This window comes from Aquibacillus halophilus (assembly GCF_009649745.1).
GTDB classification, from domain to species: domain Bacteria; phylum Bacillota; class Bacilli; order Bacillales; family Amphibacillaceae; genus Aquibacillus; species Aquibacillus halophilus.
Window position 1 is genome coordinate 72,738 of sequence record NZ_WJNG01000011.1, and the last position, 24,381, is coordinate 97,118.

A 24,381-nucleotide genomic window follows, 5' to 3' on the forward strand; every position below is an offset into this window, starting at 1 on the left:
ATTATTTTGTATATTTCATTGCGTGGAGGTTTCTATTTTTTTTATGAGTCTTCGTGTATTTCCAACGCTAGTATAGTGTTGGATTTGATAACTACATTATATAATGGTGATTGGAGCGGGGGCAGTCGACTCCAGCGGGAAAAGCGACGGTTGAAAATCCCGGAGGAAGCGGTTTTCTTCCGAGGAAGTTGAAGCGTTGCCCGCGGAAAGCGGCTGCCCGGAGTGAGAGTCATCATAGCAGTTACGTCGCAATTTACATCAACTGCGACAATTATATAACAACAAAATTCACATAGAGTTATTAACTAAAAAGAGTGCATCTCCCTAGGAGATACACCCTTGTTCGCTTGTATAATAAAATTATTACAGACGAGTTACGTTAGCCGCTTGTGGTCCACGGTTACCTTCAACGATTTCAAATTCAACTTCTTGACCTTCATCAAGAGTCTTGAAACCATCAGTTTGAATAGCTGAGAAATGTACGAATACGTCATCCCCATCTTCTCTTTCGATAAATCCAAACCCTTTGTCTGCATTAAACCATTTTACTTTTCCTGTCATTTTAAATGACCTCCTTACAATTAGAAGTACAAAGTAATTGAATCAAGATATTACCTTTACACCACTTATTGTTAAGAGACCGTAAAGAAATATTCAACAATCAATTTCCTTTTGCTCTTTAAATTTACTACTTTTATCCAGAAAAAGCAAGATTAGTTACTCAAAAACTGTACCCGAAAATTCGACATTGATTTTATGGTCTAAATGTTGGTATAATATATTTCTTGCAAGAGACAATGTAAATAAAAATCGACCTAAACACGTTTATATCTTGCAAATATGAATGGATAGGTGGTAATTAAACATGGAAAAGGAAATGAATTATCAAGTATTACTGTATTACAACTATGTTCACATTGAAGATCCCGAGGCTTTTGCCGCTGAGCATTTGCAGTTTTGTAAGGACCTTGAATTAAAAGGACGAATCTTGGTTGCAAACGAAGGAATTAATGGCACTGTTTCCGGTACAGTCGAACAGACAAATAAGTATATAGAAGCAATGCATAATGATCCTCTATTTTCAGACATGGTCTTTAAAATTGATGTAGCAGATGGTCATGCATTTAAAAAGATGCACGTGCGACCACGCCCTGAACTTGTTACACTTCGTTTAGAAGATGATGTTAACCCTAAAGAAACTACAGGTAAGTATTTGAGTCCTCAAGAGTTTTTTGAAGCAATGCAGGATGAAGATACAGTTGTTTTAGATGCTAGAAATGATTATGAATATGATCTCGGTCATTTTAGAGGAGCAATTCGCCCTGACATTGAAACCTTTCGCGATTTACCTAAATGGGTTAGAGAAAACAAAGATAAAATAGAAGGCAAGAAAATCCTGACTTATTGTACTGGTGGTATTCGATGCGAAAAATTCTCGGGCTGGTTGGTAAAGGAAGGCTATGAGGATGTAGGGCAACTGCATGGTGGTATTGTCACATATGGAAAAGATTCTGAAGTACAAGGTCAGCTTTGGGATGGCCAACTATATGTATTTGATGAACGTATTAATGTACCAATTAACCGCAAGGAACATGTCATTGTCGGTAAGGACTACTTTGATGGCAAGCCTTGTGAACGATATGTAAATTGCGCCAAACCGGAATGTAATAAACAAATTCTTTGCTCTGAAGAAAATGAGCATAAATATATGCGTGGTTGCACTCACGAATGCCGTGTTTCTCCTAGAAACATGTACGTTGAGGAGCACAACTTATCTCAAGAGGAAATTGATGCTAGACTGAATAAAATTGAACAAGAAGATGGGATTACACAATCCTAACTAACAGACGACCGTTTCGGTCGTCTGTTTTTTCGTTTTTATTAACAACACCCATTGATTTTCTCTTCTATCCTTCTTGATTTACCTCTACTTTGACATTCTTTTGTTCAATTGGTATGTTTCATGTAATCCAAGGGAGGAGAATGGCGGATGTCTATATATGATTACACAGTTAAAACAATATTAGGTGAAGAAGAATCATTAGCTGATTATAAAGGGAAGGTTTTATTAATCGTTAACACGGCAAGTAAATGTGGATTTGCTCCACAATTTGAAGGATTACAAAAACTTTATGATAATTTTAAGGATGAGGGATTAGTAATACTTGGCTTTCCGAGTAACCAATTTATGAATCAGGAACCAGGATCTGATAATGATATCCAAGATTTTTGTAAAATAAATTACGGTGTGAATTTTCCGATGTTTAGTAAAACTGATGTAAAAGGGAAAAATGCACATCCACTATTTCAACACTTAATGAAAGAAGCACCAGGGATTGTTTCAAACCAAATAAAATGGAATTTCACAAAGTTCTTAGTGGACAAGAATGGTAATGTTCAAAAGCGATATGCTCCAAAAACTAAACCAGAGAACATCGAGTCGGATATTAAAGCTTTACTATAATCTACAAAATCACTTCTCTTCAGAGGTGATTTTTACTTTTAACAAAAATACAATCCTTTAAATCGCAACTGCCCAGTTATATCTTTGAAAATATATTCATCAAAACAGTATGTTTTAGGAGTTGTCCAATATATTTATTATAAGATACTTTTAACGTCACTTAAACTAGGGGTTATCTATGATAGAATTTATTTTTGAATACCGATGGTTAATCCTTATAGGGTCAGAGGTGATTTTTTGGTGTACATTTATCATTTTTTTAGTATTGCGATACTTGTATGATTCTAAAGCACAAAACTTGTTCCTTGCCTTATCTATATTAAATCAGTTTCTAAATATCCCTCTTGCTGCTTTAGACTATTACAATATTCAACGTATTTCCTTCTTCCAAATCAGTGTATTATTTATATATATTTATGCTATAACACGTGGGCGTAAGGATATGTATAAACTTGATCTATTTATCCTAAGAAAAGTTGCTAAGATTAAAAATAACTCTGGTAGGGGTATTAATTGTAGACCACTTGAAAACGCATCCGGGCTTATCCATGCCAAAATAGAAAGACAGAAATTTTATATTCATTTATTACTCTATTTGTTAACACACGTGTTTTTCTTTTTTTCCAACCCTCAATATAGTATCATAAGCATGTTTTGGTCTGTTTTTTTATTGATTGATGCCTTGTGGTCATTCTCTTTTACCTTTTTTCGATATGATAAAAACAAGCAATTATAGATATTCTTTTATAATTAAAGAGCGGGAGCAGCTTAGTTGAAAGCTACTCCCGCTCTTTATTAGTATTTATTTTTGTTAATCAAGTGATCTCATTAGATTAGCCATTTCTACTGCTGAAACGGCTGCTTCAGCACCTTTATTGCCGGCTTTGGTACCAGCCCTCTCAATTGCTTGTTCAATATTTTCGGTAGTTAGTACACCAAATATAACTGGTAGATTCTCTTGCATTGAGACATTTGCTACACCTTTTGCTACTTCACTACAAACATAATCAAAATGCGGGGTAGAGCCTCTAATAACCGTTCCAAGTGTGATAACAGCATCGTATTTACCTGAAGTAGCCATCTTCTTTGCTACTAACGGTATTTCAAATGCACCTGGAACCCATGCAATGGATATATCTTCTTCTTTTACGCCGTGCCTTCTTAGTGTATCTTCTGCACCGCCTAGTAATTTACTAGTAATGAACTCATTAAATCTCCCTACAACAATTCCAATTTTTAAATCTGTACCAACTAAGTTGCCTTCAAAAATAGTACCCATGTTAATTTCCCCCTAATATTTTAATAAATGTTTTAGTTTTTTAGCTTTTGTTTCCAAATATTTTTCATTATCTTTATTACTAGGAATTTGAATTGCTTCCCGTTCTACTACCTCTAATCCATAATCGCCCATTCCAGAGATCTTTCTTGGATTATTTGTTAATAGCCTAATCTTTTTCAATCCTAAGTCTTTTAAAATTTGAGCACTAACAGCGTAGTCCCTTAAATCATCCGGAAAACCAAGTTGGTGATTTGCTTCTACGGTATCGAAGCCTTGCTCCTGTAACTTATATGCTTTTAGCTTATTTAATAAGCCAATTCCTCTTCCTTCTTGTCTCATATAAACGAGCACACCTTTACCAGCATCCTCGATTTGGAGTAAGGCTTTTTCCAATTGAGGGCCACAATCACAACGATGCGAACCGAAAACATCACCAGTTAAACACTCGGAATGGATCCTTACTAGCACAGCTTCATCTGGGTGAAATTCACCTTTAAATAAAGCTAGGTGCTCCTTACCAGTAAATTTTTCGGTATAGGCAGCAAGCTTGAAGTCGCCGAATTCAGTCGGGAGATTAATTTCAATTTCTTTTTCTACCAGTTTGTCATGTAGCTTTTTGTACGAGATAAGATCCTTGATGGTAATCATTGACATATCATGTTTAGTTGCGAACTCTTCAAGCTCCGGAACACGTGCCATTGTTCCGTCATCATTCATGATTTCACAGATGACTCCAACTGGATCAGATCCAGCAAGTCTCGCTAAATCAATAGCAGCTTCAGTATGTCCGGACCTTTCTAAAACACCCGCTTCTTTTGCTATTAGCGGAAAGATATGACCTGGACGTTTAAAATCAGTAGGCAACGTTTCCTCGTCCAAGAACATTCTAATCGTCAATGCACGTTCTTGGGCGCTGATTCCTGTATGAGTTGTTTTATAATCGACACTAACGGTAAAAGCAGTACCGTGGGCATCCGTATTATTGGCTACCATTGAGTCTAATTCAAACTTCTTAGCAAAGCTCTCCGACATTGGAGTACATATAAGCCCTCGTCCTTCTTTAGCCATAAAATTAATGGCTTCTGGTGTGGCATGCTCAGCCAAAAGAACAAAGTCACCTTCATTTTCACGGTCCTCGTCATCTACCACAATAATCATTTTTCCTTCTTTTAACTCTTCAATAGCTTTATCGATTGTTTGAAACATAAGAATATTCCCTCCTTAAAAACCGTATTGCTGAAGCTTTTCCATTGTGATACTTTCATCTCTAGTACTTTTATTTTCTTTTTTAGCTGAAATTAATCGTTCCATGTACTTGGCTAGCATGTCGTACTCAACATTAACAATATCTCCCTGTCTCTTTTCTCCTAATACTGTTGCTCTTTGAGTCTCAGGAATAAGAGAGATAATAAATCCATCTTCCTTAACGCCAAATACTGTTAGAGAGGTTCCATCAACACAAATAGATCCTTTTAGAGTGACATAATGCAATCCTTCATCAGAGAGTTTAATATAGATATATAGCGCATTATCTTCCGTCCATGTTCGTTTAATTTCACCTACAGTATCAACGTGACCTGAAACAAAATGCCCTCCAAACCTACCAGATGCACTCATCGCTCTTTCTAAATTTATCTGAGAACCTATCTTAATAGTCGCTAATGAAGACCCTCTAAAAGTTTCTGGAATGACGTCAACGGAAAACCAATTGTTACCAAATGATGTTACTGTTAAACAAACTCCATTTACAGCTATACTGTCTCCAATTGAAACATCTGATGTTACTGTAGTCGCTTCAATAATTAGAGTTAGAGAGCTTTTATTTTTATTTATACTTTTAACTTGCCCTTTTTCTTCTACAATACCTGTAAACACTTACTCTTCCTCCTTCTTTGGTCGAGCAGTAATTTTAATATCTGGACCTATATTTTCTATTTTTTCGATCTCTAGATTTATCGCATCCTTCATCCAATGGGGAGATTCCCCACCTACGGTCGTTAGAGCGTTTTTACCACCAAGTAATTTTGGTGCAATATACCAATGGCATTCGTTAAATAAACCTTTCGCTACAAAAGCACCCTGAATCGTGCTCCCACCTTCTACGTATAACGACTGAATATTTTGTTCACCTAACAGATTTAGTACATCTTCTATTTTTATATTCTCCGTGGTTAACTGAAAAAGCCTTATATTTGGGTACTCGACTGAAAAGGTATCTATATCTGCCTTTGAACCACATACAATCCATGTTGGTGCTTCATTTGACAACACGTTACTATTTCGGGTAATACGTAAATGTGTATCTAAAATTATTCGAATGGGATTTTTGCCACCTTGGGGCAACCTGGTGGTTAATTGAGGGTTATCTAGAAGAACCGTATTAATTCCAACAAGAATGGCATCATGAATATCTCGTTGTTTATGCACGTCTAACCTTGCCGCTGATGAGGTAATCCATTGACTATCACCAGTAGAAGTTGCTGTTTTACCATCAAGAGTCATGGCGGCCTTTAACGTTACATACGGTCTTTTTGATTGAATAAAATGAAAGAATTTACGATTTAATTCTTCTGCTCTTGTTTCCTGGAGGCCTACCTCAACCTCTATACCTGCTTGCCTTAATTTTTCGATTCCTCTACCAGCAACTGCCGGATTTGGATCTAAGCAAGCAACATATACCTTCTTAAGTTTGTGTTCGATGATCAAGTCAGCACATGGTGGCGTTTTACCATGGTGTGAACAAGGTTCAAGAGTAACATATATTTCTGCACCTTCAGCATTGATTCCTGCTTGTTTTAGTGCATGCACCTCTGCATGTTCTTTTCCTGGCTCTAAGTGGCTACCAATTCCTATGATCTTTCCGTTTTTTACAACTACAGAACCAACGGATGGATTTGGACTTGTTTGGCCGATAGTAGCCTCAGCAACAGAGAGTGCTAGGTTCATGTATTCTTCCTTTGTCATCGCATCACACCCCTTTCCATTTGATTGGAAGGGGAAACAAGAAAAGCCCCAGAATGAAAAATTCTGGGGCTTAGAATTAAAAGCAAATAAACGTACTAATGTACGTAGATTTTCCTTTTCTCATCCAGACTTTACTGTCGGCTTTGGAATTTCACCAAATCCACCTTCACACATTGTGCTCCGGGTCACGGACTAAAAACATAAATGTTTAACACCGCCGGTCGGGAATTTCACCCTGCCCCAAAGGAAATCCATATTCGATTATTTAAATTATATCACTTCACAATTTAAATTACATTAATTTGAATCACATGTTCACACATTTAACTTTTTTTACTACTCATAATAGAATTTCATTCTCAATAAAAAGGCTGCGAATAAAGGGGAATCACAGCTTTCATCAGATATTTCTTAAATTTTAGTCTTCTCCAAGAATTTTAACTTCTCTCTCTAATTCTACTCCAAAGTTTTCTTTGACAGTTTTTTGTACCATTTCAATAACTGCAATATAATCTGTTGCGGTGGCGTTATCTTTATTTACAATGAAGCCAGCGTGCTTAGTAGATACCTCGGCACCACCAACACCTTTACCTTGTAGATCACTATCCTGAATTAGCTTTCCAGCGAAATAACCTGGTGGCCGTTTAAACACACTTCCACAAGAAGGGTACTCTAGTGGTTGCTTTGATTCACGTTTATAGGTAAGGTCATCCATGACTTCTTTTATCTCATCATAGCTACTAGGTTTCAGATCAAAACGAGCTTCTAAAACAATATATCCTTTATCGGGGATATTACTAGTTCGGTAATCTAAATCCAACTCACCTGCTGATAGTGTAATTAGTTGACCTTCCTTATCTACAATAACAGCATCGCGTAAACAATCTTTAACTTCTCCTCCATAGGCACCGGCGTTCATAAACAAAGCGCCTCCCACTGTTCCAGGGATACCACAGGCAAATTCCAATCCAGTCAATTGTTCCTTTAAGGCTTGCCGGGATGCATCAATAATCTTTGCACCGCTTTCAGCGATAATACTATTACCTTCTCTTTTAATTGTTGTAAATCGCTTGGGACTAAGGACAATCCCCCGAATTCCGCCATCCCTAACAATTAAATTAGATCCATTCCCAAGTAGCGTAAATGGAATATTCTCGCGTTTAGCTAATTTAACAATTTGTTGGACTTCTTCTGTAGAGGAAGGCGTCACAAAAAGATCAGCCTTTCCGCCTAATTTAGTGTACGTATGGTTTCTTAGATATTCATCTACCATCACATTTTCATTAGATGTAATGGATAATAATTGTTCATATACATGATGGTAATTAACCATTTCAATCATTCCTTTGGGTGTTAGAGAATCTATTTTAGATTAACAACACAATTATACAGGGTTGAAACCCACAGGATAAATTATAGCAGTAAAATCGGGCTAACTTCAATAACGTTTTACTGTCTGTTTATAATCTATGTGCTTTTTAAGCACATGTGCCTAATCTGATCTTAATGGTAACATCAATTATTTTTGCTAATGCCATTCATGATACACTCAACCATATTATCAATCTCCTCTTTTTCATTCCACTCGGCTTCTGGCATTATCAAAAAACGTGTAATAATAAACCCCATAACCGTAGACATAATGAAACGAAGAGTAGTAGGTATTGAGAAGTCTTTCAATCGTCCAGACTTCTGAGCAATATAAATTGTTTCACTTATTTTTGGTAGAATTTGATTCAAAAATGATTCTTGAAATGTCTCTTGCAATTCATTATGAAATGCTATTTCCTGAAGCACAATTTTAAATAATGGTATGTTTTTTCTAACAAATTCTATTCTGTTAGTTATAAAAGCACGTAATACACCATCAAAACTTGTAATTTCATCTTTGAATACTTCTTCCACCATTTGTGATGCAAAGTAGGGAACTACCATTTTTAAGATAGCTGGTTTCGTAATTCCTAACAGCAAATCCTTTTTAGAATCATAGTGCCTAAAAATGGTTCCCTCTGCAACACCTGCACGTTTTGCTATCTCACTAGTTGAAGTTGCTGAATAACCTTTCTCAGCAAAAATTTCAATTGCAGCAACAAGGATGTTAACCTTTTTTTCCGTTAATTTTAACTCTTGCCCTTCCATCTCTAATAACTGTTTGACATATTTTTCATCCATTACTACATACACGCCTTTTTAGTTTATTTTCTATATCCAGCTAAGGTACCAAGATTTAAAACGAAAAACACTAATGAAAACCCTATCAATGCAGCTATTTCCAATACAACGGCATCAATACTGTTCCCTTTAATCATTATTTCTTTTAATGCTTCCGCACCATAATACATCGGCATAAAATTGCCAATCCATTCCACCCATAGGGGAGCATTTTCGAGGTTAAACAATCCAGAGAAGAATGCTTGAGGAACAACCACTACCGGAATAAATTGCATCATTTGGAATTCATTCTTAGCAAATGTCGAAAGCAATGTGCCTAATGTTAATGCTGCTAATGCTAGAAGTAGTGTGATCAGCACTACATTCCAAAAAGATCCTTCTAATGGCACACCAAGAGCATAGACTGCGAAAAGCACAACGATAAATGATTGGATAATGGCAAATAAACCGAAGCCTATAATATAGCCAGCAACTATTTCCCAGCTCTTTATTGGCGTTGCAAATAAGCGCTCCATCGTCCCTTGTGACTTTTCCCTTAAGAAGGATATACCCCCAACCAAAAAAACAAAGAAAAATGCAAAGTAACCAATTAAAACAGGTCCGACATAATCAAAAGTTGTAGAAAGTTCTAAGCCATACAAGTGATTGATCTCCACCTGCTGGACGTTAGCTTTGGAAACAAGAGCCTGTTGAATTTTCATCATAATAGCCTGACTATTAGTTGGTTCGCTATCATCTATCGTTATTCTCAGACTATTACCCGCCGTTTCTATAATTGCATCTATTTCTGAATTCTTTAATGCCGACTTGGGTTTGTCTATATCGATTACATTTATTTGTTGATCGTTAAGAGTAGTGATAATAGAGTCTGGAACATCAATCGTAGCAATCTTTAGATCACTTGACTCTTGGTCTAGAACAAGCCAGGTTAATGTAAGAATTAATAAAGGAGCAAATAATAAAAGAGCCAACGAGCGTTTGTCTCTAACCATTTGGCGTATAATCCTAGTTACAATGGCTCCTACTTTCACGTTTGAACACCTCCATAATACAAAAATGATTGTTCAATCGATGATGTGTTAGTTTGTTTTTTTAACTTTGATGGTGACCCACTAGCCATAATTTTACCGTCACGCAGCAAGGCAAGCTGATCACACTTCTCAGCTTCATCCATGACATGTGTTGTGATAATAATAGAAATACCTTGTTGTTTCATTTCATAAAAATGATTCCAGACTTTGTTCCGTAATATTGGGTCTATCCCAACAGTCGGCTCGTCTAAAATTAATATTTTTGGTTTATGTAGTAATGCAATCGCTAAAGATAATCGTCTTTTCATCCCACCAGAAAATTTATCGGCTAATTTATTTTTACTTTCTAATAGATCGACTTGGCTTAACACTTCGTCGATTCGATTGGAGATGCTATGTCTTGGAATTCCGTATAATTTAGCAAAAAAAGCTAGATTTTCTTTTGCTGTTAATTCACTATATAATGCGTCTGCTTGGGCCATGTAACCAATGTCTTGTAATTTCTTTAGTGACGGCATTTCCACATCTTGAACATAGACTGTACCACTAGATGGTTTTAACGTTCCGACAATTGTCTTTACCAACGTAGTTTTTCCAGAACCAGATGGTCCTAGTAATCCATAAATCTCTCCTTCGTTAATTTCGAGATTGATAGATGTTAGAACATCTTCACCATTAAATGACTGAGAAACTTCATTCATTGTTATGAAAGAATCCATAAAATCACACCCCTTTGCATAATATGAGTGATTACTCACTTATATAATATCACACAAAATATCTGAATACACATTTTTTCAAAATTAAAAGCTCATACCTTAGTTTTTTTTTAATCTTCGAACTTGATATAAACTGCGACGTAACTTTGTCGTGACTTCACCCATCCTTTATAGGATAAGTGATCATCCATCGCTTCGGAAAAACACTCCCTTTCCATGGGGAACGCCTCAGCCTCCTCACGAGAAAATGTTTTCGGTGGGGCGAGTAATCGCAGTCCCAAAAACGCTCGTTGCGGGGTCTTCAGACTGTTCCTTTCCCATAGGAGTGTCGCATTTTTCCGAAGCTTTGAATAGATTTCTGTTCAAGCTGAGATGAACTCCAACATATGCACAAAATAGAATTTTCATGTTATTAATACACTAGTAGAGTGTTTATAACCTCAATAACATAGCTATTTAATCTTATTTGGTGGTTGATTGGAGCGGAGGGCAGTCGACTCCAGCGGGAAAAGCGACGGCTGAAAATCCCGCAGGAAGTGGTTTTCTTCCGAGGAAGTTGAAGCGTTGCCCGCGGAAAGCGACTGCCCGGAGCGAAAATCAACATAGCAGCTTATTCTAAAAGAGAGTGGAAGAAATCAACAGTAGTTATGCAGCAGTCTATAGATTTTGTGTCAAAAACAACAATCTTTTAGAAAACAGCAAAAAAGGGATAAACCCTACGTAGATTACGTTAAGGCCTATCCCTAATAATATTGTTTACACCTCTGGTTGGCTTTTTACCATTATCCCATCAGTGCTGTCATTAATGCTTTTTGTGCATGAAGACGGTTTTCCGCCTGTTGAAAAACAACCGAATGCTTACCATCAATCACGTCAGCTGCTACTTCTTCTCCTCTATGTGCAGGGAGACAATGCATAAAGGTTACATCTTTCTTTGCATAGCCTAACAATTCATTATTCACCTGGTACTCTTTGAATGCTTTAACTCGTTTTTCTTGTTCAGTTTCCTGACCCATACTAGCCCAAACATCTGTATAAATTACATCTGCATTTTTCGCTGCTTCCGCCGGATCTTCTGTGACCACAATTTTATTTCCTTGAGCAAAAGAGCGTGATCTTTCAGTGATTGCTGGATCTGGCTGATACCCTTTAGGAGCAGCAATGCTTATGTTCATACCCATTTTAGCAGAACCCATCATTAATGAATGTGCCATGTTATTCCCATCACCAATATAGGCAACATTTACACCTTTAAGCGTCCCTTTCTCCTCAAGTATTGTTTGCATATCAGCTAATACCTGACAAGGGTGATACATGTCAGTTAATCCGTTAATAACAGGAATGCTTGCATTGGCAGCTAATTCCTCGACTACTGCTTGTGAATACGTACGAATCATAATTCCATCTAGGTAACTCGATAGTACTTTTGCGGTATCCGAAATTGGCTCTCCTCTACCTATTTGAATGTCATCTGAACTTAAAAAGAGTCCTGTTCCACCTAATTGATAAATACCAACCTCAAAGGAGACACGCGTTCTTGTCGACGACTTTTCAAAAATCATTCCAAGTGTTTTGCCTTTAAGTGGCTGTTCTGATTTCCCACTTTTGTGTTGTTTTTTTAGATAACTAGCCAACTCCAACAGATAGTTAATTTCATCCGTCGTATAATCAGCTAATGTTAAAAAATCACGTCCGCTGAGCTGATGATGATAGTTAACAGATTTTATACTCGCCGTCACCGTAACACACGCTCCTTCTTATTGATTGTATTTCCATCTTTTTTATATTCATTTATTGCTAGAGGAACCTCTTCTTGTACTGCTACTGATGCCTTTAAATAAGCTAAAAGGGTATCCGCTGATGTTAAACAAATGGTATCTGATTTCAACGCATCCTCCCTTAATTTAAAGTGATCATCATATCCGTTACTTTGATGTGTATCACAAATTAATTTAAAACCATCTTCTAAGCAAATATCCTGCGCTTCTTGAAGACTAATCGTTTGGTTTACTGAAACACCTTTTGATTGCAGAATCTGTGCTGTTTCCATATCTGTTACCAATTTAAAGTCATCTTTAGCCAAAATGTCTACTAGTTCTTGTTGACTGTCTAACTCTTTTTGTTTCATTGATAAGAAGACAGCATCAGAGTTTAGTAGATTTATTAAGTTTCTTTCTTTCCAGCCAAAGGCCTTAGCCATTGCAGCACCAACAGTTAACCCTAGCCCAATAGCTTCCCCAGTCGATTTCATTTCTGGGGAAAGAACCGGGTCAACACCAAGTAATTTGTTAGTAGAAAACACTGGCATTTTTACAGCAAAAAACGGAATGTCTTCATGAAGGCCTAGTTTCCATTCTTGTTGATTTAACGGTTCACCCATCTGGATGCGTGTAGCCATATCTACCATAGGTACACCAGTGACTTTACTAGCTATCGGAACAGTTCTAGAAGCCCGCGGATTTACTTCCAATACATATATATCTTTTCGATCTTCACTAATTACAAATTGGATGTTCATAATTCCCTTAACATTAAGTGCCGAAGAAATTCTTTTAGTGTAATCCTCTATCCTTTTCTTTAAGGAATCTGATAAGTCTGGTGCTGGAAAGACAGCAATACTATCACCAGAATGGATTCCTGCACGCTCAACATGCTGAAATATTCCTGGAATCACTACATCTTCGCCATCGCATACAGCATCTACTTCCACCTCATAACCAGAAATAAATTGGTCAATTAATAGCGGAAAAATTCTTGAGTTTGGAGTGCTTTTCTCAACACCTTTTAAATAAGTTTCTAATTGTGATTCATTATTAACTACAACCATTCCTCTTCCACCAATAACATAAGATGGTCGAATTAATACAGGGTAGCCAATTTTTTCAGCAATAGCCTTTGAATCTTCTATGTCCATTACCGTTTCCCCAGGTATATGTGGGATATCTATTTTTTTTAGAAGCTGATAAAATTTATCTCGGTCTTCAGTAGTCTCGATAGAAGCCAAGGATGTCCCAGCAATTTGCACACCTGCTTTTTCTAGTTCATCCGCTAGATTGATAGCTGTTTGTCCTCCAAATTGGACAAGTACACTATCTGCAGACTCTTTACGAATTACATTTAGGACATCGTCAGTAGTTAATGGTTCAAAATATAAGTGGTCTGCTGTGCTAAAATCTGTACTTACAGTCTCAGGGTTATTATTAACCACAATAGCTGCAATATCTTGATCTTTTAGGGACATAGCAGCATGAACAGAACAATAATCAAACTCTACACCTTGACCAATTCTAATTGGTCCAGAACCTAAAACCACAACCCGCTTTTTGTCTTTTAAAGGTTCCACTTCATCAAATTCATTCCAAGAACTGTAATAATAAGGTGTGTCAGCTGAAAATTCTGCTGCACATGTATCAACCATTTTGTATGATGGTATAATTGCAAATTCGTCTAGTTTTTCTTGAACCGCATTATAATCGATATTTAATAAATCAGATATTGCTTTATTGGAGAAGCCTAGTATTTTTGCTTTTTTTAGATCCGAGTAACTAAGGTTTTCCCAACCTTTTTGCAAGAGGTCCAATTCCACATTAATAATAAGGGCAACTTCATTTAAGAAATATTTATTTATAGCAGTTAATTGATGAATTTCATCAATTGTATAATTTCTTCTTAATGCCTCACCTACAACAAATAACCGTTCATCTGTTGGCTCTATCAACTCTTGTTCTAGCTGTTGGTTAGTTAGTTGAACTAACGAGGGTAAATACAGACGTTCTAAGCCAACTTCTAATGATCGAACTGCTTTATTTAATGCAGCCGGAAAGTTCCTTGCAAGTGCCATTACTTCTCCAGTAGCTTTCATCTGTGTTCCAAGTAGTCTGTTTGCGGATGAAAATTTATCAAACGGCCAACGTGGTATCTTCACAGCAACATAATCAATCGCTGGTTCAAAACTAGCATATGTGTCACCGGTGATAGGATTTAACACCTCATCCAAATGATATCCAAGCGCTAATTTGGCAGCAATTCTTGCAATCGGATAACCTGTTGCTTTTGAAGCTAACGCACTTGATCGGCTAACTCGAGGATTTACCTCGATAATTACGTATTCATTGCTGTCTGGGTTTAAAGCGAATTGAATATTACAGCCCCCAACCACCCCAAGTTCTCGAATTACTTTGCATGACGTGGTACGGAGCATTTGATATTGTCTATCATTTAACGTTTGCGATGGGGCTACAACGATACTATCACCAGTGTGAACACCAACAGGGTCAAAGTTCTCCATATTACAAACTATAATGCACGTGTCATTTGCATCACGCATTACTTCATACTCAATTTCCTTCCAACCTTTTACACTTTGTTCGATTAATACCTGGCTATTTGGACTAGCGTGAATACCATTTTTAACTATTGTTCTAAGTTGCTGCTCATTATCTGCAATTCCACCACCAGCACCACCAAGTGTATATGCGGGACGAATAATCAGTGGATAGCCAACGAACGAAGCAAAGCGAACCGCTTCAGCTATCGAACTAGTCGATTTACTTTCTGGAACCGGTTCGCCCATCGTTTTCATTAATGATTTAAATATTTCACGATCTTCCCCTTTTTGAATTGTATCCAATTGGGTTCCTAGTAACTCTACGTTATATTTTTTTAATACTCCAGCTTCTGTTAGAGAAACAGCGAGGTTTAATCCCGTCTGTCCACCAAGTGTCGGCAATAATCCGTCCGGCTTCTCTTTTTCAATAATTTTGGCTACGGAGTCACAGGTTAAAGGCTCTAAATATACTTTATCTGCAATGTTCTCGTCTGTCATAATCGTGGCTGGATTGTTATTGACAAGGATGACTTCGATACCTTCTTCTTTTAAAGCTAGGCAAGCCTGAGTCCCTGCATAATCGAATTCAGCAGCCTGCCCAATTACAATTGGCCCTGACCCAATTACAAGTACTTTTTTTATATGATCTAGCTTAGGCATGCTGTTTCTCTCCCTTGCTGATTATCTGGTTGATAAAATTATCAAAAATTGCGTGTGTGTCAATAGGACCAGGATGTGCTTCCGGATGAAATTGAACAGTCATTACCGGCTTAGTACGATGTATTAACCCTTCAACTGACTTATCATTCACATTAATATGAGAGATGTTCCAGTCGCTACCATTGACAGTATTCATATCCACGACATATCCGTGATTTTGTGATGTAATCGATACTTTCCCTGTAATCATATCCTTGACTGGGTGATTACTACCTCTATGTCCATACGGTAAACGCTTAGTTTGTGCATCATATGCTAATGCAACTAATTGATGCCCAAGACATATACCCAGCGTCGGAAAATATTCTGTTATCTCCTTTATGTTGTTTTTCAAATAGCTAAGATTCTTGGGATCCCCAGGTCCATTGGATAACACAACACCATCTGGATTTAGTTTCTGTATTTCTATTAAGGTTGTATCAAACGGAACAACAGTAACGTCACACCCTAAATCTCTCAATGAATGTGTAATGGAATGTTTATATCCAAAATCCATCACCACAACATGTGACGGGAAGTTTACATGCTGTACATTAGATTTAAAATGAACACTCTTTGTTACAGATACTTTTCTTACAACATCCGGATCAACAGTATTTTTAACTGGAGTATCATTTTTGTTAGTCGTAATCTTACCATAGACTTCTCCATGTTCGCGGATAATCCTAGTAAGCGCTCTTGTATCGATGTCATATAGAGTCGGTATTTTATATTTCTTAACCACATCAAGTATGGAAGAATTGGATTGGTAGTGTTCAGGTGTGTGACAAGGACTAGATATTATAAGGCCAGACAAAGAAGGTTTCACACTCTCATAATCAATATCGTTAAACCCATAGTTGCCTATGAGTGGGTAAGTCATTGTCACAATTTGATCTGCATAAGAAGGATCAGTCATTACTTCTTGATATCCTGTCATTGCAGTATTAAAAACCATTTCCCCCTCAACTGAAACCGAAGAACCTAACCACTTTCCTTCTAATGAATCACCAGTACTTAAATTAAGATAACCTATTTGTTCAACCATGATTCCACTCCTCCCCTAACAGTCAAAATAAATAATTATGCTTGTTTACTAATAATTATACATTTTTATTTAAAAATAAGAACTAAGCCGTCCATAGGCGAGGACTTAGTTCTGAAAATTTTAATTCAAGTTATTTTTCAATTATCCGAGCAATTTGCTCTTTACGTTTTATAATCCAGCTTTCACTCTTACTAAACAACGCCTCTGCTGTTACTATTTGCTCTTCGACACGATTTTTAGCTGTTCCCCCAGCTACATTACGCGCATTGACGACAGCCTCTGGAGAAAGAACATCGTATATATCTTTTTCAATTACTGGTGAAAAATTTTGGAACTCTTCTATTGATAAATCCAGTAAATATTTATTTTGGTTTATACAATCTAGGACTACCTGACCAACTACTGCATGTGCTTCTCTAAAAGGTAAATCCTTGCCAACAAGGTAATCTGCCAAGTCAGTGGCGTTGGAATAGTCTTTGGCAACAGCTTGATACATGTTATCTTTTTTGATATCCATCGTTTCTATCATTGGAGCGAAAAGTGCTAATGCTCCTTGTAGAGTTTCTACTGTATCAAACATACCTTCTTTATCCTCTTGCATATCCTTGTTATATGCTAGCGGCAATCCTTTTAGTGTTGTTAGCATTCCCATCAAGTGGCCGTAAACACGACCAGTTTTGCCTCGAACTAATTCTGCAACATCCGGATTCTTCTTTTGCGGCATCATACTACTTCCAGTACAAAACGCATCATCTAATTCAACAAAATTGAATTCAGCGCTTGACCATTGGACTAGTTCTTCACATAGTCGTGATAGATGAACAGAAACCAGTGAAGCATTTGATAGAAATTCTACAACAAAGTCACGGTCACTTACTGCATCTAGGCTGTTGTCACAAATGCCATCAAAATTCAATTGTTCAGCAACGTAATGACGGTCAATTGGGAAAGAAGTACCAGCAAGTGCTCCAGCTCCGAGCGGAGACTGGTTCACTCGTTTGAAGCTATCTGCCAATCGATCCAAATCACGTTGAAACATGAATACGTAAGCCATCATATGGTGAGCAAACAATACCGGTTGGGCACGTTGCAAATGCGTATATCCTGGTAATATCGTATCTAAGTTTTCTGTTGCCTGTTTGTAAAGCGCTTGTTGAACATCAAGCAATTGTTGACTAAGCGCAACCAGTGCATCACGTAGGTAAAGACGCATATCTAAAGCGACCTGATCATTACGGCTTCTGCCAGTGTGCAATTTACCACCGACAGCGCCTACCTCATCTATTAGAAGCTTTTCAATATTCATGTGAATATCTTCGTTCACTTCAGTTAATTCTGCTTCACCAGCCTCAATCTTTTTGGCGACGGCTTGTAATCCCTCAGCAATGATTTCGGCGTCTTCCTTAGAAATGATTTCACATTTTGCGAGCATATTTACATGGGCCAGACTTCCCTGAATATCGTATTTTGCCAGTTTTTGATCAAAACGGATCGATGCCGTATATTCATCAACTAGTTCATTGGTTGGTTTAGTAAAACGTCCGCCCCATAGTTTCATTGTTTGACTGCTTCCTTTACATCTACTAACGCCTTCTCAATTGAAGCATCCTTCTTTTTTAGTGATTTCGTCACAGATGAATGAACTTCAGTTGGTAGTCCCCATAATTTGATAAAACCAAGTGCTGCTTCATGGTCGAATGCATCACCTTTGTTGTATGTTGCAAGATCAAAATCGTATAGTGAATGAGCAGATTCACGACCAATAACCTGTGCATGCCCTTTATACAATTTAACTTTTACTGTTCCCGAAACATATTCTTGTGTTTGTTCAATAAATGCTTTCAATGCTTCTGTTAGTGGTGAATACCATAGACCATCATATATAGTTTGAGCTAGCTTTTGTTCTATTATTGGTTTAAATTGAGCAACCTCTCTAGTAAGAGTTAGAGCCTCAAGCTCCTGGTGTGCTGCTATTAATGTTATTGCTGCTGGGCACTCATAGATCTCACGTGATTTAATACCGACTAATCTATTCTCTACATGGTCAATTCTTCCAACCCCATGTTTTCCTGCAATACTATTCAACTCAAGAATCAAATCAGCTAACGGAAGTGACTTTCCATCAATAGAAACTGGCTTCCCTTGTTCAAATGTAATCTGAACTGTTTGAGGCTTATCTGGTGCATCCAACGGATCAACCGTTAGGTCAAAAGCTTCTTTTGGAGCCTCTACCCAAGGATCTTCTAATACTCCACACTCATTGCTACGTCCCCATAGATTTTGGTCAACACTATATGGATTATCGACATCAACTGGAACTGGAATTCCGTTTTCCTGTGCATACTTTATCTCTTCATCTCTAGTCATCTTCCATTCACGAACTGGAGCAACAATCTTTAACTCTGGATTTAATGCAGTAAAAGCAACATCAAATCTCACCTGATCGTTTCCTTTACCAGTACAACCATGTCCTACAGCTACTGCACCTTCTTTTTCTGCAATATCAACAAGAACCTTAGCAATCAAAGGACGAGATAGTGCAGATACTAAAGGATATTTTCCTTCATATAGAAGATTTGCTTTCAAAGCTGGCAAGACATATTCTTCTGCAAATAATGCTTTGGCATCAACTGTATATGATTTAATTGCTCCAACATCAATTGCTTTGTTTTTAACGAATTCAAGGTCTTTTCCTTCACCAACATCAAGTCCTACTGCAATAACGTCATAATTATACTTATCTTGTAACCATTTAATTGCAACGGAAGTATCAAGACCTCCAGAATATGCTAATACGATTTTTTCTTTACCCATATGTTATCTCCCCTTAATATATATTATTAAATAATATTTTCCTGTTTTGAGTTTGTATGAATTATTATGCACTATATAGTATATTAATTCAACCATAAACTACAAATTTTTTTAAAAAAGTTTTATCAATATAAAACCATGGATCAAACAGGCATATTAGATATGTTTAAACAATTGAAAAAACCACACAAATGAGAAAATTCATGCAGTAGGGATACGAACACTCTATTCACTCATATACGATTTGGTTCCCTTTATAATTTCACTAGGGAGTAGAATACGTTCTGCTATGGTAGAAACCATTTTAGATAGGGTCTATTTTTGTTGTTAAAATAACAATTCACACATCTTTCACTAGAAATAATCTGATTTTTGTAACATTATTGTAATATACAACGACTAATTGAAAAAGAAATAAAAAAGGGGTGTGACAAAATGAGAAAATGGTTAATGCCTATTTTTATCATTAGTATTATTTTCATTTTAGGAGCATGTGCTGGTAATGATGAATCTGCTGATGATGCTGGTTCTGCAGAAGGCGAGGCTATGAATACAGAGGAAAGCTCGCGTGAGATGGAAATGGCCACCAGTGATTCAGATTCGGCTGATGCTGAGTATGACCAAGATACAGCAAACGAAGCTGCCGAACAACCGAATCAAGTAGAAACCAATTCAGCCAACACCATAGATAGAAAAATTATTTATAACGGAAATCTTCGTGTCGAGGTAAAAAACTATAACGAGGCTATCAATGAACTCGAATCACAAGTAGAAGATACTGGTGGCTTTATTGTTGAATCAAGCAGTTATGGTGGATCTGAAGATGGACTTCAAGAAGGTTCAATCACCGCTCGTATTCCTCAAGAGAATTTCCAACAATTTATTAAAGTAGTGGAAGACGGTAATATGAAGGTAGTAGAAAAATCCGTTTCAGGTCAAGATGTAACCGAAGAATTTGTTGATTTACAGTCTCGTATAAAATCGAAAAGGGTTGTAGAAGAGAGACTTCTTTCCTTTATGGAAGATGCTGAAAAGACCGAGGACCTTTTGAAAATTTCAAACGATCTATCAAAGGTCCAAGAGGAAATTGAACAAATTACAGGTCGAATGAATTATTTACAAAATAAATCTGACTTAGCAACGGTGACTATTCACATTTATGAGAACAGAGTGAATATACCTAATATAAACGAAGAGGGACTAAACACGTGGGAGAAAACAAAGCAACAGTTTAATGAAAGTATTAATTTCTTACTTTCTGCAGTTTCTGGACTATTTGTTTTCATTGCCGGGAATCTTCCTGTTTTATTAATAATAGCCGCAGCCGGATTAGTTGCCTTTAGAATTGTACGTAAGAAAAATAAAAAGAAAGAATAACAAAGAGGGAACTCGTTATGAGTTCCCTCTTGTTTAATCCTACTTGTTCTCCATACTTTGTTCGGCAATCTGAATCATTCTTTTGACCATCTCGCCACCCACGGATCCGTTTGCTCGAGCTGTCGTGTCAGCACCTAGCTTAACTCCAAACTCATTTGCGATTTCTTCTTTCATATTGTTCATCGCATTTTCAGCACCTGGCACTAACAATTTATTATTATTATCTGCCATAACCGATCACTCCCTGTGGGATATTGAATAGCTTTTTAACTATTCAACAATTATCATGTGTTAAACCAAGACATGTACTCCTGTTAACTTTAGGAAGTAACTAAAAAAACCAAGGTTTGGAATTTTCCTACCTTGGTCTTATTTCTTATATTAATCTTCCCAGACAGCATTTTTTAATTGTTCATCTCGCTGATAACGTTCGATAGCTAACTCAATTAATTTATTAATTAATTCTGGATATGAAATCCCACTTATTTCCCAAAGTTTTGGATACATACTGATTCTTGTAAAGCCCGGAAGAGTGTTAACTTCATTTACAACCAACTCACCATCTTCTTTAAGGAAGAAGTCTACCCTCGCTAAACCTTCGCAGTTTAATGACTGAAATACTTCGATAGCTGCTTTTTGCACCTTTTCAGTAATCTCATCGGACAATTCAGCTGGGATAGCTAGATCTGCACCTTTTTCATCAATGTACTTGGATTCATACGAATAAAAATCGGTTTGAGGCAAAATTTCACCTGGTAACGAAGCAATTGGATCCTCATTCCCTAGAACTGCAACTTCAACCTCACGCCCAACAATAGTCTCTTCAATAAGTACTTTATGGTCATATTGAAATGCTTCTTTTAGCCCTTGGTAAAATTCTTGTTCATTTCTCACTTTACTTACACCGACAGAAGACCCTTGGTTAGCCGGCTTGATAAACATTGGCAAATCCAGCTTCTCTTTTACTTCTTCATAGTTAACTGAACTCAATTTATTTTTTGTGTACGTTACAGACTTAGCTACTTGAATACCCGCTTCTTTTAATAACCTTTTAGCAATATCCTTATCCATACTCACTGCAGACCCTAAAACACCAGTACCTACAAAAGGTAGGTTTGCGATTCGGAGCATTCCTTGAATACTACCGTCCTCACCGAGAGTTCCGTGCAGAATTGGAAATACAACATCCAATTGGTCCAGTCCCTGGGAATCAGACAGAGCTACTAATTGATTGCTACTCTCTCCAGGTACGACTGCAATACTTTTATTCGTTTTGTTTAACTGAATAAGCTTAGGGTTCTCTTCATTTAAAAGGTAGGAGGACTGATCATTTAAATGCCATTTTCCTTCTTTATCTATCCCAATTAAGACAACATCATATTTACTTTTATCAATTGCATCTACGATATTTTTAGCAGACTGTAATGAAACTTCATGTTCTGCAGATTTACCACCAAAAATAATTCCGACTGTCGCTTTAGTCATGAAATCTTCCTCTCAATAAACAAATCTAATCATACTTTAAGATACCATATTAGGGCTTGTGTTGAATAACAATTTTGATAAATTTTTGTTCGATAATACTTTAGGTTTATGTAATATCTTTCCCAATAAACAGCTTCTGTGAAAGGATACTTGAAAAGTAATAAGCAATAAAAACAAGTGTAAATAAAACCACTGAATTAGTAATTGATCCGATATTAATTGCAAAACCCTCAATTTCTCCACCATCTGCAGGGGTTTGTATTATAGTAATGATGTGGGCGAGCGTATAGATTATGTAAATTGAATAATATAGGATACAAATTTTTCTGAGTGAAATAAATAATATAGTGAGCAGAAATTGAAATTTGAATTAGACCAAACGCGAATGTTATTAAAATAGGATATGCGCCATATAGTTCCACTGTTATATGTTCAAAGTGTTGATGAGTTAGTACAAACTACTTTAACATAAAAATTCCAGTAGTTCTTAAATACAAAAGTAGGATCGTCGTAATCGACGACCTTTGTTAAATTATTGCCACCCGTTAATTTAAGTGCCGTAATTCACAAGTTATTATTAGGTAGCGGAAACCGATACATTGAATAAAGCCCAATTCTCCCCTTTAATTTTACTTATTAAATCCAACACCTACTAAAATAAACTTCATTTAAACAAATCTAATTTACCGATTCTATTTGCAGCTTCTTCTAGACGTTCTTCACTGTCTAACAATCCAACTCTTACATACCCCTCACCTTTTTCACCAAATCCATTTCCAGGGGCAACCACAACATGAGCTTCTTCTAATAACAAATTGGCAAATTTCTCCGAACTATAACCATCTGGAACAGGTAACCATGCAAAAAAGGTCCCTTTTGGCGGCTCTACCTTCCAACCTATTTTGTTGAGCTTTGCTATAAAAGTATCTCTTCTTCTTTCATATATTTGAACAAGTTTCATCACTTCACTTTGATCACCTAATAAGGCCTGTTCTGCAGCCTGTTGGACAGCACCAAATAAACTCACATACAGATGATCTTGAATTAAATTGATACTTTCAACTACAGAAGCGTTCCCAACCACAAAGCCCACTCTCCATCCAGCCATATTATAGGTCTTAGATAAGGTGTACATTTCCACACCAGTTTCTTTAGCACCTTCTGATTGTAAGAAGCTTTGAGGTTTTTTTCCATTAAACCCTAATGCACTATATGCAAAATCATGAACAATACAAATATTATGTTTTTTAGCTACATCGATTGTCTGATCAAAAAAATCTTTTGTTGCTGTGGCCGATGTTGGGTTGTTCGGATAATTCAAAAACATAAGTTTTGCTTTATCTAAAGCGGATTGATTTATAGTCGAATAATCCGGTAAATAACTGTTTTCTCTTAACAATGGCATCAGTTCTGTCTCTGCATTGGCTAGCGCAATTCCCGACATATAATCTGGGTAACCCGGATCTGGCAACAATGCCAAATCCCCTGGATTAAGCAAACATTGGCTAATTTCAACCAAGCCTGTTTTAGTTCCAAATAAAATGGCCACTTCTGTTTCAGGGTCAAGATCAACACCATATTCCCTTTTGTAATAAGTAACAATTGCCTCTTTTAAAAATGATTGCCCTCTAAATGGCGAATATTTATGATAAATGGGATTGTCTGCTGCTTTCTTTAGTTCCTCTACGATATGGGAAGGTGTTGGTAAATCTGGATTCCCTTGACCTAAATTTATTACGTCATAACCTTCACTGGTTAATTTATGTACTTTTTTAACAAGGCTTGCAAAAAATTGTTCAGGTAATCGTTTTAAGGTATCAGATTGTTCAAATCGTTGCATTGCTTTCACTCTCCTGCTTCTATTCTGCATAGTTGTTAACTCGATTTAGTATTAATCTAGTATGTATTCATTTTCAAACTGTTTGACAGTAGGGTAGTCGGGTGTCATAATATCCTCAAATTATAACAATATTCTGATATATAAAACAACACCATTATCCGG

General features: G+C 36.8%; 23 protein-coding genes and 1 riboswitch. Of the genes, 6 read left to right on the top strand and 17 right to left on the bottom strand.

From position 1 onward, the window contains the following. The first annotated feature begins 110 nt into the window (after positions 1–110). Entirely contained in the window at positions 111–296 is a 186-nt protein-coding gene (locus GH741_RS13500; RefSeq protein ID WP_153737310.1) for a hypothetical protein, read from the top strand. A 67-nt stretch (positions 297–363) separates the two neighbouring features. Here the strand turns inward: GH741_RS13500 and GH741_RS13505 are convergent, their stop codons facing one another. Next, positions 364–561: a cold shock domain-containing protein gene (locus GH741_RS13505; RefSeq protein WP_153737311.1), complete on the bottom strand. Its 198-nt coding sequence runs from the start codon at positions 559–561 to the stop codon at positions 364–366. A gap of 304 nt (positions 562–865) precedes the next feature. Here GH741_RS13505 and trhO point away from each other — a divergent pair, with 304 nt between their 5' ends. From trhO to GH741_RS13520, 3 genes are all read left to right on the top strand, one after another. Continuing rightward, positions 866–1,840 (top strand): oxygen-dependent tRNA uridine(34) hydroxylase TrhO, encoded by a 975-nt coding sequence (gene trhO / locus GH741_RS13510; protein WP_153737312.1) that lies wholly within the window; start codon positions 866–868, stop codon positions 1,838–1,840. 150 nt (positions 1,841–1,990) lie between these two features. Further along, on the top strand, positions 1,991–2,464 hold the full coding sequence (locus GH741_RS13515) for a glutathione peroxidase (protein ID WP_153737313.1): 474 nt from the start codon (positions 1,991–1,993) through the stop codon (positions 2,462–2,464). 178 nt (positions 2,465–2,642) lie between these two features. Further along, the gene (locus tag GH741_RS13520) at positions 2,643–3,200 is read left to right on the top strand and encodes a hypothetical protein (protein WP_153737314.1); all 558 of its coding nucleotides are present in this window, start codon (positions 2,643–2,645) and stop codon (positions 3,198–3,200) included. Between the two features lie 75 nt (positions 3,201–3,275). On the opposite strand, the gene ribH is transcribed toward GH741_RS13520, so the two are convergent. From ribH to GH741_RS13560, 8 genes are all read right to left on the bottom strand, one after another. Further along, complete coding sequence (gene ribH, locus GH741_RS13525; RefSeq protein WP_153737315.1) at positions 3,276–3,743, bottom strand: 6,7-dimethyl-8-ribityllumazine synthase; 468 nt, start codon at positions 3,741–3,743, stop codon at positions 3,276–3,278. 12 nt (positions 3,744–3,755) lie between these two features. Next, positions 3,756–4,949 (bottom strand): bifunctional 3,4-dihydroxy-2-butanone-4-phosphate synthase/GTP cyclohydrolase II, encoded by a 1,194-nt coding sequence (locus GH741_RS13530; protein ID WP_153737316.1) that lies wholly within the window; start codon positions 4,947–4,949, stop codon positions 3,756–3,758. A 15-nt stretch (positions 4,950–4,964) separates the two neighbouring features. Continuing rightward, the gene (gene ribE / locus GH741_RS13535) at positions 4,965–5,618 is read right to left on the bottom strand and encodes a riboflavin synthase (protein ID WP_338079437.1); all 654 of its coding nucleotides are present in this window, start codon (positions 5,616–5,618) and stop codon (positions 4,965–4,967) included. Continuing rightward, on the bottom strand, positions 5,619–6,707 hold the full coding sequence (gene ribD / locus GH741_RS13540; RefSeq protein WP_153737317.1) for a bifunctional diaminohydroxyphosphoribosylaminopyrimidine deaminase/5-amino-6-(5-phosphoribosylamino)uracil reductase RibD: 1,089 nt from the start codon (positions 6,705–6,707) through the stop codon (positions 5,619–5,621). It lies immediately after the preceding gene. Positions 6,708–6,815: 108 nt separating this feature from the next. Continuing rightward, positions 6,816–6,959: riboswitch (FMN riboswitch) on the bottom strand. A 166-nt stretch (positions 6,960–7,125) separates the two neighbouring features. Further along, positions 7,126–8,040, bottom strand: a complete 915-nt coding sequence (gene murB / locus GH741_RS13545; RefSeq protein ID WP_153737318.1) for a UDP-N-acetylmuramate dehydrogenase — start codon at positions 8,038–8,040, stop codon at positions 7,126–7,128. Positions 8,041–8,222: 182 nt separating this feature from the next. Next, the gene (locus GH741_RS13550) at positions 8,223–8,879 is read right to left on the bottom strand and encodes a TetR/AcrR family transcriptional regulator (protein ID WP_153737319.1); all 657 of its coding nucleotides are present in this window, start codon (positions 8,877–8,879) and stop codon (positions 8,223–8,225) included. A 23-nt stretch (positions 8,880–8,902) separates the two neighbouring features. Then, positions 8,903–9,910, bottom strand: coding sequence for an ABC transporter permease (locus GH741_RS13555; protein ID WP_153737320.1), 1,008 nt, complete (start codon positions 9,908–9,910; stop codon positions 8,903–8,905). After that, positions 9,907–10,629 (bottom strand): ABC transporter ATP-binding protein, encoded by a 723-nt coding sequence (locus GH741_RS13560; RefSeq protein WP_153737321.1) that lies wholly within the window; start codon positions 10,627–10,629, stop codon positions 9,907–9,909. The genes GH741_RS13555 and GH741_RS13560 overlap by 4 nt, the downstream gene beginning before the upstream one ends. Positions 10,630–11,098: 469 nt before the next feature. Between GH741_RS13560 and GH741_RS13565 the strand changes: the two genes are divergently transcribed. Continuing rightward, the gene (locus tag GH741_RS13565) at positions 11,099–11,248 is read left to right on the top strand and encodes a hypothetical protein (RefSeq protein ID WP_170287632.1); all 150 of its coding nucleotides are present in this window, start codon (positions 11,099–11,101) and stop codon (positions 11,246–11,248) included. 163 nt (positions 11,249–11,411) lie between these two features. Here GH741_RS13565 and argF read toward each other — a convergent pair whose 3' ends face one another. The 5 genes from argF to GH741_RS13590 form a co-directional block, all read right to left on the bottom strand. Continuing rightward, positions 11,412–12,368: an ornithine carbamoyltransferase gene (gene argF, locus GH741_RS13570; protein ID WP_338079440.1), complete on the bottom strand. Its 957-nt coding sequence runs from the start codon at positions 12,366–12,368 to the stop codon at positions 11,412–11,414. Next, a complete protein-coding gene (gene carB / locus GH741_RS13575) occupies positions 12,365–15,616 on the bottom strand; it encodes a carbamoyl-phosphate synthase (glutamine-hydrolyzing) large subunit (protein ID WP_153737323.1) in 3,252 nt (1,083 codons plus the stop codon). The genes argF and carB overlap by 4 nt, the downstream gene beginning before the upstream one ends. Next, positions 15,609–16,703 (bottom strand): carbamoyl phosphate synthase small subunit, encoded by a 1,095-nt coding sequence (locus GH741_RS13580; protein ID WP_153737324.1) that lies wholly within the window; start codon positions 16,701–16,703, stop codon positions 15,609–15,611. Before GH741_RS13580 ends, carB begins: the two co-directional genes overlap by 8 nt. Before the next feature lie 130 nt (positions 16,704–16,833). After that, positions 16,834–18,261: an argininosuccinate lyase gene (argH, locus tag GH741_RS13585; RefSeq protein WP_153737325.1), complete on the bottom strand. Its 1,428-nt coding sequence runs from the start codon at positions 18,259–18,261 to the stop codon at positions 16,834–16,836. Next, a complete protein-coding gene (locus GH741_RS13590; RefSeq protein ID WP_153737326.1) occupies positions 18,258–19,517 on the bottom strand; it encodes an argininosuccinate synthase in 1,260 nt (419 codons plus the stop codon). The genes argH and GH741_RS13590 overlap by 4 nt, the downstream gene beginning before the upstream one ends. Before the next feature lie 435 nt (positions 19,518–19,952). On the opposite strand from GH741_RS13590, the gene GH741_RS13595 reads away from it, so the two are divergent. After that, on the top strand, positions 19,953–20,894 hold the full coding sequence (locus GH741_RS13595; RefSeq protein WP_153737327.1) for a DUF4349 domain-containing protein: 942 nt from the start codon (positions 19,953–19,955) through the stop codon (positions 20,892–20,894). 39 nt (positions 20,895–20,933) lie between these two features. On the opposite strand, the gene GH741_RS13600 is transcribed toward GH741_RS13595, so the two are convergent. The 3 genes from GH741_RS13600 to GH741_RS13610 all read right to left on the bottom strand — a co-directional run bounded on the left by GH741_RS13600 (position 20,934) and on the right by GH741_RS13610 (position 24,219). Beyond that, the gene (locus GH741_RS13600) at positions 20,934–21,125 is read right to left on the bottom strand and encodes an alpha/beta-type small acid-soluble spore protein (protein WP_153737328.1); all 192 of its coding nucleotides are present in this window, start codon (positions 21,123–21,125) and stop codon (positions 20,934–20,936) included. 150 nt (positions 21,126–21,275) lie between these two features. Continuing rightward, entirely contained in the window at positions 21,276–22,379 is a 1,104-nt protein-coding gene (gene ddlA, locus GH741_RS13605) for a D-alanine--D-alanine ligase (protein ID WP_153737329.1), read from the bottom strand. Positions 22,380–23,043: 664 nt separating this feature from the next. After that, on the bottom strand, positions 23,044–24,219 hold the full coding sequence (locus GH741_RS13610) for a pyridoxal phosphate-dependent aminotransferase (protein ID WP_153737330.1): 1,176 nt from the start codon (positions 24,217–24,219) through the stop codon (positions 23,044–23,046). Positions 24,220–24,381 lie beyond the last annotated feature (162 nt).

Coding starts and splice junctions, on each gene's coding strand:
- ddlA (WP_153737329.1), bottom strand. CDS start 22,379: ATGACTAAAGCGACAGTCGGAATTATTTTTGGTGGTAAATCTGCAGAA.
- GH741_RS13530 (WP_153737316.1), bottom strand. CDS start 4,949: ATGTTTCAAACAATCGATAAAGCTATTGAAGAGTTAAAAGAAGGAAAA.
- ribD (WP_153737317.1), bottom strand. CDS start 6,707: ATGACAAAGGAAGAATACATGAACCTAGCACTCTCTGTTGCTGAGGCT.
- GH741_RS13560 (WP_153737321.1), bottom strand. CDS start 10,629: ATGGATTCTTTCATAACAATGAATGAAGTTTCTCAGTCATTTAATGGT.
- GH741_RS13600 (WP_153737328.1), bottom strand. CDS start 21,125: ATGGCAGATAATAATAATAAATTGTTAGTGCCAGGTGCTGAAAATGCG.
- ribH (WP_153737315.1), bottom strand. CDS start 3,743: ATGGGTACTATTTTTGAAGGCAACTTAGTTGGTACAGATTTAAAAATT.
- argH (WP_153737325.1), bottom strand. CDS start 18,261: ATGAAACTATGGGGCGGACGTTTTACTAAACCAACCAATGAACTAGTT.
- GH741_RS13595 (WP_153737327.1), top strand. CDS start 19,953: ATGAGAAAATGGTTAATGCCTATTTTTATCATTAGTATTATTTTCATT.
- GH741_RS13550 (WP_153737319.1), bottom strand. CDS start 8,879: ATGGATGAAAAATATGTCAAACAGTTATTAGAGATGGAAGGGCAAGAG.
- GH741_RS13515 (WP_153737313.1), top strand. CDS start 1,991: ATGTCTATATATGATTACACAGTTAAAACAATATTAGGTGAAGAAGAA.
- GH741_RS13520 (WP_153737314.1), top strand. CDS start 2,643: ATGATAGAATTTATTTTTGAATACCGATGGTTAATCCTTATAGGGTCA.
- trhO (WP_153737312.1), top strand. CDS start 866: ATGGAAAAGGAAATGAATTATCAAGTATTACTGTATTACAACTATGTT.
- GH741_RS13590 (WP_153737326.1), bottom strand. CDS start 19,517: ATGGGTAAAGAAAAAATCGTATTAGCATATTCTGGAGGTCTTGATACT.
- GH741_RS13610 (WP_153737330.1), bottom strand. CDS start 24,219: ATGCAACGATTTGAACAATCTGATACCTTAAAACGATTACCTGAACAA.
- GH741_RS13505 (WP_153737311.1), bottom strand. CDS start 561: ATGACAGGAAAAGTAAAATGGTTTAATGCAGACAAAGGGTTTGGATTT.
- carB (WP_153737323.1), bottom strand. CDS start 15,616: ATGCCTAAGCTAGATCATATAAAAAAAGTACTTGTAATTGGGTCAGGG.
- murB (WP_153737318.1), bottom strand. CDS start 8,040: ATGGTTAATTACCATCATGTATATGAACAATTATTATCCATTACATCT.
- GH741_RS13580 (WP_153737324.1), bottom strand. CDS start 16,703: ATGGTTGAACAAATAGGTTATCTTAATTTAAGTACTGGTGATTCATTA.